The 15,631-nt window shown below is 65.1% G+C and carries 7 protein-coding genes and 4 tRNA genes; 5 read left to right on the forward strand and 6 right to left on the reverse strand.

Going from position 1 to position 15,631, the window contains the following annotated elements; translation table 11 throughout:
• The first annotated feature begins 404 nt into the window (after positions 1–404).
• Both GRX31_RS06025 and GRX31_RS06030 read left to right on the forward strand, forming a co-directional pair.
• Positions 405–4,217 (forward strand): DUF748 domain-containing protein, encoded by a 3,813-nt coding sequence (locus tag GRX31_RS06025; protein WP_160851890.1) that lies wholly within the window; start codon positions 405–407, stop codon positions 4,215–4,217.
• Between the two features lie 154 nt (positions 4,218–4,371).
• Positions 4,372–6,996, forward strand: coding sequence for a DUF349 domain-containing protein (locus GRX31_RS06030; RefSeq protein ID WP_160851918.1), 2,625 nt, complete (start codon positions 4,372–4,374; stop codon positions 6,994–6,996).
• 151 nt (positions 6,997–7,147) lie between these two features.
• On the opposite strand, the gene GRX31_RS06035 is transcribed toward GRX31_RS06030, so the two are convergent.
• The 4 genes from GRX31_RS06035 to GRX31_RS06050 all read right to left on the reverse strand — a co-directional run bounded on the left by GRX31_RS06035 (position 7,148) and on the right by GRX31_RS06050 (position 7,956).
• Positions 7,148–7,232 (reverse strand) — tRNA-Leu (locus GRX31_RS06035).
• A 155-nt stretch (positions 7,233–7,387) separates the two neighbouring features.
• A tRNA-Leu gene (locus tag GRX31_RS06040) sits at positions 7,388–7,472 on the reverse strand.
• A gap of 154 nt (positions 7,473–7,626) precedes the next feature.
• Positions 7,627–7,711 (reverse strand) — tRNA-Leu (locus GRX31_RS06045).
• A 160-nt stretch (positions 7,712–7,871) separates the two neighbouring features.
• Positions 7,872–7,956, reverse strand: a tRNA-Leu gene (locus GRX31_RS06050).
• Between the two features lie 34 nt (positions 7,957–7,990).
• On the opposite strand from GRX31_RS06050, the gene rnr reads away from it, so the two are divergent.
• Positions 7,991–10,558 (forward strand): ribonuclease R, encoded by a 2,568-nt coding sequence (rnr, locus tag GRX31_RS06055; RefSeq protein ID WP_017404495.1) that lies wholly within the window; start codon positions 7,991–7,993, stop codon positions 10,556–10,558.
• A gap of 6 nt (positions 10,559–10,564) precedes the next feature.
• Here the strand turns inward: rnr and GRX31_RS06060 are convergent, their stop codons facing one another.
• A complete protein-coding gene (locus tag GRX31_RS06060; protein ID WP_160851892.1) occupies positions 10,565–12,145 on the reverse strand; it encodes an NAD(P)H-hydrate dehydratase in 1,581 nt (526 codons plus the stop codon).
• A gap of 45 nt (positions 12,146–12,190) precedes the next feature.
• Complete coding sequence (locus GRX31_RS06065) at positions 12,191–13,462, reverse strand: FAD-dependent oxidoreductase (RefSeq protein WP_160851893.1); 1,272 nt, start codon at positions 13,460–13,462, stop codon at positions 12,191–12,193.
• Between the two features lie 367 nt (positions 13,463–13,829).
• Between GRX31_RS06065 and rpsB the strand changes: the two genes are divergently transcribed.
• Together rpsB and tsf are read left to right on the forward strand one after the other, a co-directional pair.
• Positions 13,830–14,582, forward strand: coding sequence for a 30S ribosomal protein S2 (gene rpsB, locus GRX31_RS06070; RefSeq protein ID WP_016447490.1), 753 nt, complete (start codon positions 13,830–13,832; stop codon positions 14,580–14,582).
• A gap of 114 nt (positions 14,583–14,696) precedes the next feature.
• Positions 14,697–15,593: a translation elongation factor Ts gene (gene tsf, locus GRX31_RS06075; protein ID WP_160851895.1), complete on the forward strand. Its 897-nt coding sequence runs from the start codon at positions 14,697–14,699 to the stop codon at positions 15,591–15,593.
• Positions 15,594–15,631 lie beyond the last annotated feature (38 nt).

Consider the following 15,631-nt stretch of genomic DNA (forward strand, 5'->3'; position numbering starts at 1 on the left):
TGAAATGCAAAAGCACTGGCAGGCCTGGCCTGCGTCCTTCTATATTGGAGGCGACTGCTCCTGCAGTCGTCTCGCCAAGGTGGAAGACGGGTAAAAGTGGTGTTCGATGGTTCGGGCACAGTCGTTCAAGTCTTCTTCCGCGGCCTTCCTGGAAGCAATCTCTTGCTTCCGAGCAGCAAGGACCATCCTCTCCTTGACTGCGGAAAACGGCCAGGACTTGTGCCTGCCGTAAAGCCCGGAAGCCGGTTCAAGGCTTCCGGGCTTTGTCGTTCCAGGGTGACTGCAACGTCAAGAAATGTGCGGTGATGCGGGTTGAGGCCTTGCTGCCAGCCCAATTTCTGATGCAATGCAGCCACCGCTGCGTCCTCTGTCCAGGATGGCGCCGTACTAGTTATTAGAGCCCCATGCAACTTCTCTTCAAGCACCGCTGGCTGCGCAGGCTGGCCATCGCCTTTGCAGCGTTTCTTTTGCTGTGGCTGCTGCTGTGGGCGCTGGTGCCCGTTGTCGCCAAAAGCCAGCTGGAAAAGCAGGCATCGGCCAAGCTGGGTCGCCAGGTCCATGTGGGGGCAGTGGAGTTCCGGCCCTGGTCGCTGGAGCTGACCCTGCGTGATCTGCGCATTGCCAAAAGCCAGTCGGCGGGCGCAGGGCAGGCAGAACCCGCGCCGTCGTCGCCACAGCTGCAGGTCGACCGCATCTATGTGAATGCCAGTATCCAGTCCCTCTTCAGGCTGGCGCCTGTCCTGGATGCCATCGAGGTCGATGCGCCGGTGCTGCGCCTCACGCAGCAGAGCCTGGGGCACTTCGATGTGGATGATGTGCTGGCCCGGCTGGCCGAGCCCAGCGATACGCCGCCGGCCAAGCCCTTGGGCTTTGCGCTGTACAACATTGCGCTGCGCGACGGCCGCGTGCAATTGCAGGACGATGTCCAGCAGCGTGAGCACATGCTGGATCAGCTGCAGCTGAAGCTGCCGTTCATCAGCAATCTGGAGTCCAAGCGCGAGATCAAGGTGCTGCCGCACCTGTCCTTCGCACTCAACGGCAGCCGCTTTGAATCCAGTGCCCAGAGCACGCCTTTCACCGACCAGCGCCAGACGGCCGTCGATCTGAGCTGGCAGGGCGTGGACCTGACGCCTTACCTGGGCTATGTGCCCGCCAATGCTCCCGTCAAGCCGCGCTCCGGCGTGCTGGATACCAATCTGCACATCTCCTTTGAGCAGGCCGAGCAGGCCGTGGTGCGGATCACCGGCGAGGTCAGCCTGTCCGGTGCCGAGTTGCTTGACCGCGATGAGGCGCCCCTGCTGCGTTTCGAGCGCCTGGCGGCCGTGCTCAAGAACGTGCAGCCCCTGCAGTCGGTGGTGGAGCTGGAGTCCGTGCAGTGGAGCGCTCCAGAGATTTTCGCGGCCCGTGATGCGCAAGGCCGCATCAACTGGATGGCGATGGGCAGTCGCTCTGCCTCCGATTCCAGTCCGGCAGTGGAAAAGCCTGCCTCCGATGCGCCCCAGCCCTGGAAGGTGAGCCTGGACAGGCTGGCCATTGCCGATGCCACGGTGCATTGGCGCGATGCGTCGCCCGGCGCAGGCCAGTCGGGTGCGGCGCTTCAGGCGCGCCAGCTGTCATTGGAAGTGCGTGATGTCCGCTGGCCGCTGGAGCAGCCTTTGCAATTTGATGCTGGCATGCAGGTGCAGTCTGCAGCGGCAGGAGAGGGTGCAAAACCTGCCGAACTGAGGCTGAGCGGCGCCATGACCGACAGGCAGGGGCAACTGGCCGTCTCCGCGCGGCAGTTGCCTCTGCAACTGGCGGCGCCGTATCTGTCTGCCCATCTCAAGCCGGAGCTGACCGGTCTGCTGAGCACCGACGCCGGCCTGGGCTGGAGCGGCTCCGCCATGGTGGTGCAGGTGGCCGAGCTGGGCGTGGAGCAGTTGAGCCTCAAGGACAAGGCCGCGCCGGTCGACATCGCGCGCCTGCAGCTGGAGCAGGTACAGGTCAATCTGGCCAGCCAGCAGGTTTCCGTGGGGCGCCTGGCGCTGCAAAAGCCGCAGCTGGGCGTGTCGCGCGACGCCCAGGGCCGGTGGATGTATGAGCAATGGCTGCCACCCGCATCCTCGGCACCTGCGACGCCGGACCCCGCCAAGGACAAGCCCAGGCCCTGGGGTCTGAGGCTGCAGGCCGTGGAAGTGGACGGTGGTGCCGTTGCGCTGCGTGACGAAGCGCCCGTGCGCAACGCCGATTCGGCGCGCACCGTATCCCTGGATCTGAGTTCACTGCGCCTGCGCTTGGGCGCCATCGAGCCGCTGGCGGCCAAGTCCGCTCCCACGCCGTTGGAGCTGTCCGCCCAGGTCGGCTCGGGCCGGCGTGTCCAGGCAGGCTCGCTGAGCCTGCGCGGCGATCTGGGACTGGCGCCACTGTCGCTTCAGGGCAGGCTGCAGGCGCGCAGCCTGCCGCTGCACGCGCTGGAGCCCTACTTTGCCGACATGCTCAATGTGGAGCTGGTGCGTGCCGATGGCAATTTCCTGGGTCAGCTGCGCTTTGCCAGCCAGCCTGCCGGCCCCGAGCTGATGGTGCAGGGCGATGTCGAACTGGTGGATCTGCGCATGCGTTCCGCGCTGGCCTCGCCCGTGCAAGCCGGGGGTGAGGCTGCGGGGCAGGGCGCACCCAGCACGGCCGCAGGCGCCGTGGCAGCCGTGCTCAGCGAATCCACGGCCGACCGGGCCAAGGCTCGATCGGCTGCCTTGGGCCTGGGCCTGCGCGATGAACTCGTCGCCTGGAAAACCTTGGCCGTGCGTGGCCTGGACCTGCAGATGCAGCCCGCCCAGCCGCTGCGCCTGAGCGTGCGCGAGACGGCGCTCAGCGACTTCTTCGCACGCGTGATCGTGCAGCGCAATGGCCGCATCAATCTGCAGGACATCGTCAAGTCGGCCCAGTCTCAGCAGTCCCTGGAGCAAAACACCGCGCCGGCTGCGGATGGCGCGGCGGCTCCTGCCGAGCCCGTCCCGCCGAAGGCCGCTTCCGGGCCTGCACCGGTCATCAAGATCGGCCCCATCGTGCTGACGGGCGGCAAGGTGCAGTTCTCCGACTACTTCATCCAGCCCAACTACTCGGCTGACCTCAGCGAGCTGGCCGGCCGCCTGAGCGCCTTCTCGTCCGAACAGCCGGCCGGGGAGCAGGGGCCGCAACTGGCGGATGTGGAGCTGCGCGGCCGCGCCCAGGGCACGGCTTCGCTGGAGATCACCGGCCAGGTCAATCCGCTGGCCAAGCCGCTGGCCCTGGACATACGCGCCCAGATGCGCGATCTGGAGCTGCCGCCGCTATCGCCGTACTCCATCAAGTACGCGGGCCATGGCATCGAGCGCGGCAAGCTCAGCATGGATGTCAGCTACAAGATCGAGCCCGATGGCCAGCTCACGGCGCGCAACAAGCTGGTGCTGCACCAGCTCACCTTCGGCGAAGCCGTCGAAGGTGCGCCGGCCTCGCTGCCCGTGCGCCTGGCCGTGGCATTGCTGGCCGACCGCAACGGCGTCATCGACCTGGACCTGCCGGTCAGCGGCTCGCTCAACGACCCGCAATTCAGGTTGGCGCCAGTCATCTTCAAGATCATCGGCAACCTGATCATGAAGGCCGTCACCTCGCCGTTCTCGCTGCTGTCGGGCGCATTTGGCGGCAGCAGCGAGTCGGGCGTGGTGGCCTTTGCGCCGGGCCGATCCCAGATCGATGCCAAGGCCCGCGAAAGCCTGGACAAGGTGGTCGCCTCCCTCAAGGAGCGCCCGGCCCTCAGGCTCACCGTGATCGGCGAGGCGCGCGAGGCCCAGGACAAGGAGGCCTGGAAGCAGGCCGAACTCGACCGCCTGTTGCTGGCCCAGAAACGCCGCCAGGTGCTGCGCGAGGGCAAATCGGCAGAATCGGTGACCGAGTTGCCTGCTGCCGAAGTGCCGGCTTTGACCAAGGCGCTTTACAGCCGTGCCGACTTTGCCAAGCCGCGCAATGTCATCGGCATGGCCAAGGACTTGCCCACCGACCAGATGCGCAGCCTGCTGCTGGAGCAGATCACCGTGCCCGACGATGCCATGCGCGAGCTGGCGCTGGCGCGCGGTGTGGCCGTTCGCGACTATCTGGCGCAGCAGCAGTTGCCGCTCGAGCGCCTGTTTCTCGGGGCCCCGAAACTGGATTCCGACGACCAGGAATGGAGCCCGCGCGCCCAGCTCAGCCTGTCCGCACAGTAGCCCGGTTTTGGCTCCGCTTCAAATAACGGCGAGAATATGGTTTTCCCGGCCCGGCTAGCATGCCCGCATGCAGCCCGGCCGGCCGCGTCTGGCGGCCCGCGGCAGCCAGGCATTCAACGATTGATTCATGTCTTCTCTTTCCCCCCGCAGCACCATGTCCGATGCACCTGAAGTGAGCCCTGCTTCTGCCAAGAATCCTGAACAACACCCCTTGGATGTGCTCACGGGCGGTGCCTTCTCCGCCGAAACCTCGGGTGATCGCGCCTCGCGCATCCGCGACTGGCTGGCAACCCAGCCTTCGGTCGAGCAATTGCAGGACGTCCTCAAGGAGCTGAGCGCGCGCGACAAGAGCGCGGCCCGCGCCGTGCGTGAGCGTCTGGATGAAATCCGCCGCACCAAGGACCAGGAAAAGATCGCAGTGGAATGGGCTGAAAAGGCCCAGGCACTGCTGGTCGCATCGCCCTTCAATGCCGCCGACGCCATCGCCTGGCAGCGCGACGCCGCCAAGGCAGGCGCCCCGCTGTCGCGTGAGCCGCTGTCGCAGTACAAGGCCCAACTGGCCGAGCGCGTCAAGGCCATCGAGGAACTGCAGCATCGCGTGCAGGTCCAGCGCGAAGTGGCTGTCTTGCTGGCCCAGCGCATCGAAGTCCTGTCCACCAAGCCATGGCGCGACGCCCAGGCTGTGCTCGACAACCTGCGCGCCGACGTGGCCCGCTGGCAGGAGCAGGCTGGCGAGCTCACCGGCGATGCCAACTGGGCCAGCGTGGATGGACGCTTCCCGCCCCAGCTGGAAGCCGCCAGCGCACAGCTGATCCTTGTCTGGGATGCGTTCCAGTCTGCCCTTGCGCTGACCGAGGCCGCCGCAGCGGACGAAGCAGCCCCGCTGCCCACCGTGCCCGTGTGGGCCGATGAACTGCGTGTGGCGCGTGGCCTGCCTCCCGAGGCAGCGGCCGCCGAGCCGTCCAAGCCAGCGCCTGCCGGCCGCAGCGCAGCGCAGCCCAAGGCCAAGACGTCGCCTGAGCAGGTGGCTGCCGCCAGCGCTGCCCTGACCCAGGCGCTGGAACAGCTCCAGGCCGAGACGGCTGCTGGCGAAAGCAAGGCTGGCTCCGCTGCCGTGCAAGCCGTGCGTGCCGCCATCAAGGCCCATGGTCGTCTGGTGGACGACGCACTGGTCACCAAGGTGCACGAGGCCCTCTTGGCAGCAGGCGAAGCCGAAGGCTGGCCGCGCCAGAACGCAGACAAGCTGCGTGAGGAGCTGGTTGCCAAGGCGGAAGCTCTGCTGAACCGTCCCGAAGGCCAGGCGCTGGGCGGTCGCAAGATCCAGGAATCCCTGCGCAGCCTGCGTGAGCAGTGGAAGCTGGCCGACCAGGGCAGCGCGGCCAACCACGCTCTCTGGAAGAAGTTTGACGAAGCCTGCAACGCGGCCCACAAGGTGGTCGAGTCCTGGCACGACAAGCTGCGCACGGAAACCACCCAGTCCAAGGCACAGCGCCTGGCGCTGATCGAAGAGATCAAGGCCTGGGCAGCGCAGCAGGCCGCCAGCGAAGATCTCAAGGGTGCGGCCCGCGCATTGCGCCAGTTCGCTGAACGCTGGCGCGAGAGCGGTCATATCGGTGAGAAACTGTTTGCCGAGCTGCAGCCCCAGTTCAAGCAGGCCATGGCCCTGGCCGAGGCTCCGCTGCATGCTGCGCAAAAGGCCAGCCTGCAGCGCCGCCACGCCATGATCGACGAGGCCACGGCGCTGGGCGCCGCACCCAGCCTGCGCATCGATGCCGTCAAGGCACTGCAGCAGCGCTGGCAGGCCGAGGCGCAGGCCGTGCCGCTGGATCGCAAGCACGAGCAAAAGCTGTGGGACGCCTTCCGCAAGCCCCTGGACGAGGCTTTCAACCGCAAGGGCAGCGAGCGTGGTTCCCGGGCCGCAGCCGTGCAGCTCAGCGACCATGACCGCCGCGTACTGGAGGCTTCGCAGGCCGTGGAAGCTGCCAACACATCGGGTGACGTGCAGCAAATCCGCGCTGCGGTGGAGGCTCTGGAGCAGGCGCTGCGCGGCCGTGCCGATGCCTCCGTCAACGCTGCCCAGCCGGAACAGGCGCCAGTGGCTGCGGCCGGCTCGGAAGAATCGCAAGCGAAGCCGGCGCCGGTGCGCCCCGTGATTGCCGTGCGCGGGGATGATCGTCCCGGCATGAAGAAGGAAGAGGGTGGTGCGCGCGCTGCCCGTCCTGGCGACCGCCGCGACGGTGGCCGTGGCCGCGATGGAAGGGACGGACGCGACAACCGTGACAATGGCCGCTTTGGCCGCGAACCGCGTGAAGAGCGCGGTCCGCGCCTGGCCGATCCGGCCTTCCGTGCCCAGCGTGAAGCCATGGAGCATGCGCAGGACGCTCTGCGCAAGCTCGCGGCCCAGGCCCATGGCGAAGCGCTGACCCAGCTGATGGCAGCCTGGGAATCGCGTGACGCTACGCAGATTCCGGCGGCCCAGCAGCTCGGCGGTCGCGTGTCTGCGCAAGTGCGCAGCGCCTGGTCGCAGGCACTGGCCCAGGCGCCCAAGGGTGATGCGGGTGAAGCCCTGCTGCGCCTTGAAATGGCTGCCGACGTGCCCACGCCTGCAGAGCATCTGAGCGCCCGCCGTGCCCTGCAGCTGCAACTGCTGACGCGCCGCAACGATCCGGCCCCGCAGGAAACCTGGGGCAGCGATGCCGCGCGGGTGCTGGCATCGGCACGCGATGACGCCACCGCACGCCGCCTGCAGAACGTGCTCAAGCAACTGCTGCGCAAGTGACGGGGTGGGGTTGAGACCCTCATCGTCAAGAAAGGGAGCCGTCGGCTCCCTTTTTTTGACCCTGCCGATACCTGATGGTGCTTGGGATGGAGGCATCCGTGTACGCACCCAAGCAAAAAGGCCGTTGCATGTGCAACGGCCTTTTCATGTTTGGTGCCCAGGAGAGGACTCGAACCTCCACGGAGTTACCCGCTAGTACCTGAAACTAGTGCGTCTACCAATTCCGCCACCTGGGCATTTCAGAGTACGCAAATTATATAGCGCGAAAGCGACGTGCCGGGCCGGCTTGCAAAGATTTTCGTGAACTTTTTGCGGTGTGAAGCGCGGGTCCGTCGACTATCGGGATCGAAAAAGAAAAAGGCCGTTGCATGTGCAACGGCCTTTTCATGTTTGGTGCCCAGGAGAGGACTCGAACCTCCACGGAGTTACCCGCTAGTACCTGAAACTAGTGCGTCTACCAATTCCGCCACCTGGGCATTTCAGAGTACGCAAATTATATAGCGCGAAAGCGATGTGCCGGGCAGGCTTGCAAAGATTTTCGTGAAATTTTTCTGGCGAGAGGCGCGTGACGTCGCTTTTCGGAAACGGCAAAGAAAAAGGCCGTTGCATGTGCAACGGCCTTTTCATGTTTGGTGCCCAGGAGAGGACTCGAACCTCCACGGAGTTACCCGCTAGTACCTGAAACTAGTGCGTCTACCAATTCCGCCACCTGGGCTTGCTGAAGCTGAAATTCTACTGCATTTTTTTGCAGCGAAGTCCTGATCTTCGATTTTTTTCTTGAGACTGTGATCGGCCAAGTCATGAAGCCAGGGAGCCACCTTCTTGTGAAGATAGTTCCTCAGTTCACCGCAACCTCTGCAGGTTGTCGTTAAACTTGGTGCCCAGGAGAGGACTCGAACCTCCACGGAGTTACCCGCTAGTACCTGAAACTAGTGCGTCTACCAATTCCGCCACCTGGGCATCTCAGGAAAGATTTAGATTGTATACCAAGAAAATGAACCCTCACGCAAAAAGTGCCGACGCGAACGACGAAATCGGGGGCAGTGTGCAGGGGCACCGCGACGGACATGGCTTCGTCATCCGTGATGACGGCGAAGGCGACATCTTCCTTCCTCCCAATGAAATGCGTGCGGTGCTGCACAAGGACCGTGTCAAGGTTCGCATCGTGCGGCAGGACCGCCGCGGCAGGCCTGAAGGCCGCGTGGTCGAGATCATCGAGCGGCCTGCGCACAACATCATTGGCCGCTTCTTGCAGGAAAGCGGCGTGTATCTGGTCGCTCCCGAAGACAAGCGCTATGGCCAGGACATCCTGATCCCTGCCAACGCGACGGGTTCGGCCAAGATCGGGCAGGTGGTCGTGGTGGAGTTGACCGAGGCGCCTGCACTGTTCGGCCAGCCCGTGGGGCGCATCATTGAAGTGCTCGGTGAGGTCGACGATCCCGGCATGGAGATCGAGATTGCGGTGCGCAAGTACGGCGTGCCCCATGTGTTTTCCGATGCCTGCCTGGCACAGGCCAAGGCCCTGCCGGACAGGGTGCGGCCTGCCGATCGCAAGAATCGCATCGATCTGACCGATGTGCCCCTGGTCACCATCGATGGCGAGGATGCGCGCGACTTCGACGACGCCGTCTACTGCGAGCCTGCCAAGGTCGGGCGCGGCAAGGGCTGGCGCCTGCTGGTGGCGATTGCCGATGTGAGTCACTACGTGACCACGGGCAGTGCCATCGATATCGATGCCTATGACCGTGCCACCAGCGTCTATTTCCCGCGCCGCGTGATCCCCATGCTGCCCGAGAAGCTCAGCAATGGCCTGTGCTCGCTCAATCCCGATGTGGATCGCCTGTGCATGGTCTGCGACATGCTGATCACTGCAAAGGGCGATATCCATGCCTATCAGTTCTACCCCGCGGTGATGCACAGCCATGCGCGCTTCACCTATAACGAGGTGGCTGCCATCCTGGCCAATACGCGTGGCCCGGAGGCTGCCAAGCGCTCCGATCGCGTGGGCGACTTGCTGAATCTGCATGGGGTGTACCAGGCGCTGCTCAAGTCGCGCGAAGCACGCGGCGCCGTGGACTTCGAGACCACGGAGACGCAGATCGTCTGTGACGAGAACGGCCGCATCGAGAAGATCGTGCCGCGCACGCGCAACGAGGCGCACAAGCTGATCGAGGAGGCCATGCTGGCCGCCAACGTCTGCAGCGCGGACTTCATCGAGCACAGCGGCCGCGTTGGCCTGTTCCGCGTGCACGACAAGCCCTCGCTGGAGAAGCAGGACATCCTGCGCAACTACCTCAAGGCCATGGGAGTGGGTATGGCGCTTGGCGAGAATCCGGCCACGTCCGAATTCCAGGCCATTGCCAATGCCACCAAGGACCGGCCTGATGCCCAGCAGATCCACACCATGCTGCTGCGCTCGATGATGCAGGCCTTCTACACGCCTGAAAATTCGGGCCACTTCGGGCTGGCCTTCGATGCCTATACGCACTTCACCAGTCCGATTCGCCGCTATCCCGACTTGCTCGTGCACCGCGTGATCAAGGCCGAGCTTGAAGGCACGCACTATCGCCTGCCCGAGCTGCCCACGCCTGGAGAGGCCGAAGCCAAGCTGGCCAAGCGTCTGGCCTCGCGTGTCAGTGCACCCGGCCAGAAGCCGCGCAAGCGCGCGCCCGCCGCCGAGGTCCAGGCCTGGGAGGCTGCAGGCCTGCACTGCAGCGCGAACGAGCGCCGCGCCGATGAGGCCAGCCGAGATGTCGAGGCTTGGCTCAAGTGCAAGTACATGCGTGAGCATCTGGGGGAGGAGTTCGCAGGCGTGGTCTCTGCGGTCACCACCTTCGGCATCTTCGTCACGCTCGATGCCATGTATGTGGAGGGTCTGGTCCACATCACCGAGCTGGGGGGGGACTACTTCCGCTTTGATGAGGCGCGCCAGGAACTGCGGGGCGAGCGCTCGGGCATCCGCTACGGCATAGGTACGCGGCTGCGCGTTCAGGTCAGCCGTGTGGACCTGGATGGCCGGCGCATCGATTTCCGCCTGGTGCGCGACGGCGAAGAGCAGCCGGCTTCGGGTCGTTCCGGCAGGGCGCCGGCGCGCACGGAAGCCCATCAGGGCGAAAAATGGGGGCGCCGCGACGCCAAGGAAAAGCGTGCGCAGCGTAACTCCGGTGGTGCCGGCGGAGCCCGGTCTGAATCCGACGGCGCGGTGTCTTCCGGCAAGCAGGGGCGCAAGGCGTCCAAGAAGGCCATGGTCAAGGGCGTGAACCTGGCCGCGCTGGAGGCTGAATATGCGAGTGCCCAGTCCCGCCCGGCCGCGCCAGTGCGTCAAAGCGACGTGAGTGAGCCGGCCGTGGTGCCAGGTTCGTCCGCACCTGCGGCACGCGCCTCCCGCAGGGGCAGGGCGGCTGAAGCGCGCAAGTCTGTCGCCGTCGATGCTGACCACGGTCTGCCGCAGTTGCCGCCGCCATCGCCGGTGCAGGCGCTGCGCGCCTTGGGTAAGAAGGCCTTGGGGGCCGTCAAGTCCAAGGTGGCAGGCAAGACATCCAAGCCCCGGCGCAAGCCCTGAGGGCGTCTATTGGCCCAGCCGCTGGGCCAGCGCGCTGGCGCTGAACGGCATTTGCGAAGGCCATTGGTCTGCCGCATGGCCGTGGCGCCAGGCCGCCAGTGTTGCGGCCTGCGCGGGGTCCAGCCCTTGCGCCCATAGCGCGGCAATCAGCCCGGCGAGAACATCTCCGGTTCCTCCGGTGGACAGCCGGGCGTTGCCTGTGGGGTTGATCCAGCAGGGCGGCGATGCATTGCCGTCGCCCTGCGGTCCGGCGATCACGGTGCCCGAGCCCTTCAGCAACGCAGTGCAGTGGAATTGCAGCGCCAGTTGCCTGGCTGCTGAAAGTCGCAGGGCCTGGACCTGGGCAGTGCTCATGTTCAGCAGGCGGGCGGCCTCCAGCGGGTGCGGTGTCAGCACCGTGTGCTGGCTGCGTCGGCTGCGTTCTTTCAGAAGCAGGGCCAGCGACTCATCTTCGGCAACCGCGTTCAGTGCGTCTGCGTCCAGTACCAGCCTGGGCGCCTGATCCAGAATTTGGGGCAGCCAGGCGCGCACCGCCATGCCGCCGCCACATCCGCACACGACGGTGGCGCCGCGCCAGTCTTGTGCTTCGGGGCTGCGCAACATGATTTCGGGCCAGGGGGAGATGGCCTGGCCTGACCCGTGCGAGGCATCGAGCAGTGCCAGCATCACGCGTCCCGCCCCGCCGTGCAAGGCTGCCAGTGCGGCCAGCCAGGCGGCGCCGGTCATGGACAGGCCGCGGTATTCCAGCCCCTCTCCGCCCAGAATGGCCACGTCGCCAAAGCTCCCCTTATGGCTGGCATGCGGACGCGGGGCGCGGGCTTCCGGGGAGAAAAGTTGTGCGCACGGTGAGATGGCGAAGGGTGGCGCGCTGCTTGCCAGTCCTGTGTCCAGATCGTCCCACCATATCTGGCCGCAGGCGTCGCGGCCGCTTCCTGTGAACAGGCCGGGATGCAGTGTCAGCAGAGCCAGCGTATGCCGTGCGCTGACCGGGAGGTTCATGGGCTCGAATCCAGACAGGTATTGCCCGGTGTCGGCATCCAGGCCGGATGCGATGTCCACGCAAAGGACGGGGCTGATGCCGGACTGCAGGCTGCGCAGCAGCGGCAGCAATCGGTCATCTTTTCGGGTGGGTGGGCTTGCCGTGTCGGGTCGGCGCAGGCCGATGCCGAGCAAGGCATCAATGCACAGATCCTGAGGCCCCATGTCAGGGGGCATGTGGGCGATCCATTGCACGCCGGCCTTGTGGGCTGCATCCCATGCGGCACGCGCGTCGGCGGGCATGCGGTCGCGTTCGCGCACGCAGCTGACCAGGATGCGGCAATTGCAGGATCGTGCCGGCATCGTGTTCAGGTGCTGTTGAAGCCAGGCGGCTGCCTGCAAGCCATCTCCGCCGTTGTTCCCAGGGCCGCAGGCGATCCAGATGCGGTTGGCGTGAGGGGCGATGGCGCGTGCCAGGCGTGCCAGCCCCATGCCTGCGCGCTGCATGAGGCAGTGTTCGGGCAGTCGGGCCGCGGCCTGCTGTTCCAGGGTGCGTGTGGCCACTGTATCGAACAGTGGCAATGCGGTGGATGTGGGAATGCGCAGCATGGCCTGAGCATAGCCGCCAGCCGCAGGGCGGGGTGTCCGCAGCGGTCAGCCGAAGCGGCGCGGATCCAGCAATGCGCTGTCCAGGAAACTGGTGCGGTTGTCCATCAGGTCGCTCAGCATGCTGGCGCAGCCTTGGGCAATGGCGGCACCACAGCTGCCATGGCCCAGGTTGAGCCAGATTCCGGGCAAACCGCTGGCGCCCAGCAACGGCAGTCCATCGGCTGTGCACATGCGTGTGCCATGCCAGATCTGAACGCCAGAGGTCAGCACGGCGCTGCCGGGAAAGACCATGTTGAGTCGGTGGTACATGCGCTGCAGCGTGGCCTCGTGCATGGGGCCGTGGCTGCCCAGTTCAGCGCCGGCCACGACCCGCATGCGCTGGCCAAGGCGCACCAGGGTCATCTGCTCGCTCCAGTCGACGATGGCGTGGCGGGGCGCGTAGCCTTGTTCGCGCAGCGGAGCACTGATGCCATAGCCGCGCAGGGCGACCATGGGCAGGCGCAGGCTCAGCGGCGCGAGCAGGTTTGCGGCCTCGGCGCCAGCGCAGACGACGATGGCATCGTGCGACCGGGGCGTGTCTTCGCCTTGCAGCTGCAGGCGAGCGGTGCGCCCGGCGCCGCCGGGCTGCAGTCGCTGCACAAGGCGTTGCGTCTCGAATCGTGCTCCTGCGGACTGTGCGGCCTGCCTTTGCATCAGCGTGGCCAGGCGGCCGTTGGCGGCGCCAGCCTGCGGGAAATACAAGGAGCCTGCGAGTGCGGTCTCCTCGCCCAGCGCGGGCTCACGCAGGCGGGTCTGGGCGGCATCCAGTGCCTCGCAGCGCGTGCCGGCCTCGGCCAGCGCTGCCAGTGCAGGTTTCAGTTGCTCATGGTCGGCCTCGCTGCCCAGCAGCACCAGGCTGCCGGAGACATATTCCGGGTCCAGCTCCCACTGCCGCCACAGCGATTGCTGGAACTGCTGGCTGCGCTGGGTGAGTGTCTCCAGTGCCGCCATCGTGGCTGTGGGTTCGCCGGCTTTGCGCAGGCGCCGCCCAGCCTGGCGCCATTGCCATAGCCAGCGCAGCTGGGCTGCGAGGTTTCCGGAGCCGGGGCGTGGCAAAGCCTGCCGGCCGGGAAGCGTGGGTGAGCGTTCTGTGGTGGAGAGACCGGGGACGCTCCACGGTTGGAGCAGGCTGGGGCCCAGCCAGCCGGCATGTCCGAAGCTGGCTTCCTCGGCCACCGTGCCATGGCGCTCGTAGACGGTGACCTCGTGCCCGACCTGGGCCAGTGCGTGGGCTGTCGCAACGCCAATGCTGCCGGCGCCCACAATCGCGATGTTCATTTTGGGGTGGAATCTGCTGAAGTGCCTGAATTATCAAGCGGATGTAGCTATCACTACAGGAGTGTGTGGCCGATGCGGCAGCCGTGGCTATGCGGGGTGTGAGCGCGCGTTGGGTGCGAAGCCTCAGTCTTGGGATGGCGTATGCTAGAATCTTGCGGCTTTGCTAGGGGTTCACCCTGATTTTCTTCGGAATTGCCGGAGATCAGGTGATGGCTTGGGGGTGCGAGGTGTTCGTCATGAATGCCTGCCCATGCTTGCAACCCCCGTTGCAAAGTCAATCGCAAACCAGTCCCTTCAAGGTGTTGCTTCCTGTATCCAGGGGGCAATTGTCGGGCTGGATTTTAGACCTAACCTTTGAGGTATTCATATGTCCGTCACTATGCGCGATATGCTGGAAGCAGGCGTCCACTTCGGTCACCAGACCCGTTTCTGGAACCCCAAGATGGCCCCCTTCATCTTCGGCCACCGCAACAAGATCCACATCATCAACCTGGAAAAGTCGCTGCCGATGTTCCAGGACGCCCAGAAGTTCGTGAAGCAGCTGGCTTCCAACGGCGGCACCATCCTGATGGTCGGCACCAAGCGCCAGGCCCGCGAGCTGGTGGCTGCCGAAGCCCAGCGCGCTGGCGTTCCTTTCGTTGACCAGCGCTGGCTGGGCGGCATGCTGACCAACTTCAAGACCGTCAAGACGTCCATCAAGCGTCTGAAGGAAATGAAGGCCCAGCAGGAAGCCGGTCTGGAAGCCATGAGCAAGAAGGAACAGCTGATGTTCGTTCGCGAACTGGAAAAGCTGGAAAAGGACATCGGCGGCATTCAGGACATGAACAGCCTGCCCGACGCCATCTTCGTGATCGACGTGGGCTTCCACAAGATTGCCGTGGCCGAAGCCAAGAAGCTGGGCATCCCCCTGGTCGGCGTGGTTGACTCCAACCACAATCCCGAAGGCATCGACTATGTCATCCCCGGTAACGACGACTCTGCCAAGGCCGTGCAACTGTACGCCCAAGGCATCGCCGACGCGATCCTGGAAGGCCGCGCTGCTGCACTGACCGACGTGGTCAAGGCCGCATCCGGCGAGAGCGGTGACGAGTTCGTGGAAGTGGAAGAATCCGCTGCCTGATTGAGCTTGTCCGGCTGAGCGACCTCGTCGCCGAATAAAAAGCGGGGCTCAGGGTAGCCCCGTTTTTTTAAGCCGAAATCCTGTAACGAATCGAACTGACATTGGAGAAATACGATGGCTGCAATTACCGCAAGCATGGTGGCTGAACTGCGCGCAAAGACTGACGCGCCCATGATGGAGTGCAAGAAGGCTCTGACCGAAGCCGAAGGCGACCTGGTCAAGGCGGAAGAGCTGCTGCGCGTCAAGCTCGGCACCAAGGCTGGCAAGGCTGCCTCGCGCGTGACCGCCGAAGGCGTGATCGCCGCCTTCATCAATGGCAACCAGGGTGCCATGATCGAAGTCAACAGCGAAACCGACTTCGTGTCCAAGAACGACAGCTTCATCGCGATGGCCAACGCCGCCGCCAAGCTGGTCGCCGAGCAAAACCCCGCCGACGTGGCCGCGCTGAGCGCACTGGCCTATGAGCAGGACGGCTTCGGTCCCACGCTGGAAGACGTGCGCAAGGGCCTGATCGGCAAGATCGGCGAAAACATGTCCTTCCGCCGCTTCAAGCGCTTCGAAGGCTCCAGCCTGGCTTCCTACCTGCACGGCTCGCGCATCGGCGTGGTCGTCGAGTTCGACGGCGATGCCACGGCTGCCAAGGATGTCGCCATGCACGTGGCCGCCATGAAGCCCGTGTCCGTGACCAGCGCCGACGTGCCCGTCGAGCTGATCGAGAAGGAGCGTACCGTTGCTGCCGCCAAGGCTGCCGAGTCCGGCAAGCCTGCCGACATCGTCGCCAAGATGGTCGAAGGCTCGGTGCAGAAGTACCTGAAGGAAGTCTCGCTGGCCGACCAGGTCTTCGTGAAGGCTGCCGACGGCAAGCAGACCGTGGCCCAGATGCTCAAGGCCGCCAACACCAACGTCAAGGGCTTCACCCTGTACGTGGTCGGCGAAGGCATTGAAAAGAAGGTCGACGACTTCGCTGCCGAAGTGGCTGCCCAGGTGGCTGCCGCCAAGGCCGGCGCCTGATCCTTCCAGGCGCCCGAACCGTTCCCTTCACCATCCAT

Source organism: Delftia sp. CH05 (assembly GCF_009827015.1).
GTDB lineage: Bacteria > Pseudomonadota > Gammaproteobacteria > Burkholderiales > Burkholderiaceae_C > Comamonas > Comamonas tsuruhatensis.

Bases quoted from the DNA above. Each gene is read 5' to 3' on its own strand.
- GRX31_RS06025 (WP_160851890.1), top strand. From the start codon at position 405: ATGCAACTTCTCTTCAAGCACCGCTGGCTGCGCAGGCTGGCCATCGCC.
- GRX31_RS06030 (WP_160851918.1), top strand. From the start codon at position 4,372: ATGTCCGATGCACCTGAAGTGAGCCCTGCTTCTGCCAAGAATCCTGAA.
- rnr (WP_017404495.1), top strand. From the start codon at position 7,991: ATGAACCCTCACGCAAAAAGTGCCGACGCGAACGACGAAATCGGGGGC.
- GRX31_RS06060 (WP_160851892.1), bottom strand. From the start codon at position 12,145: ATGCTGCGCATTCCCACATCCACCGCATTGCCACTGTTCGATACAGTG.
- GRX31_RS06065 (WP_160851893.1), bottom strand. From the start codon at position 13,462: ATGAACATCGCGATTGTGGGCGCCGGCAGCATTGGCGTTGCGACAGCC.
- rpsB (WP_016447490.1), top strand. From the start codon at position 13,830: ATGTCCGTCACTATGCGCGATATGCTGGAAGCAGGCGTCCACTTCGGT.
- tsf (WP_160851895.1), top strand. From the start codon at position 14,697: ATGGCTGCAATTACCGCAAGCATGGTGGCTGAACTGCGCGCAAAGACT.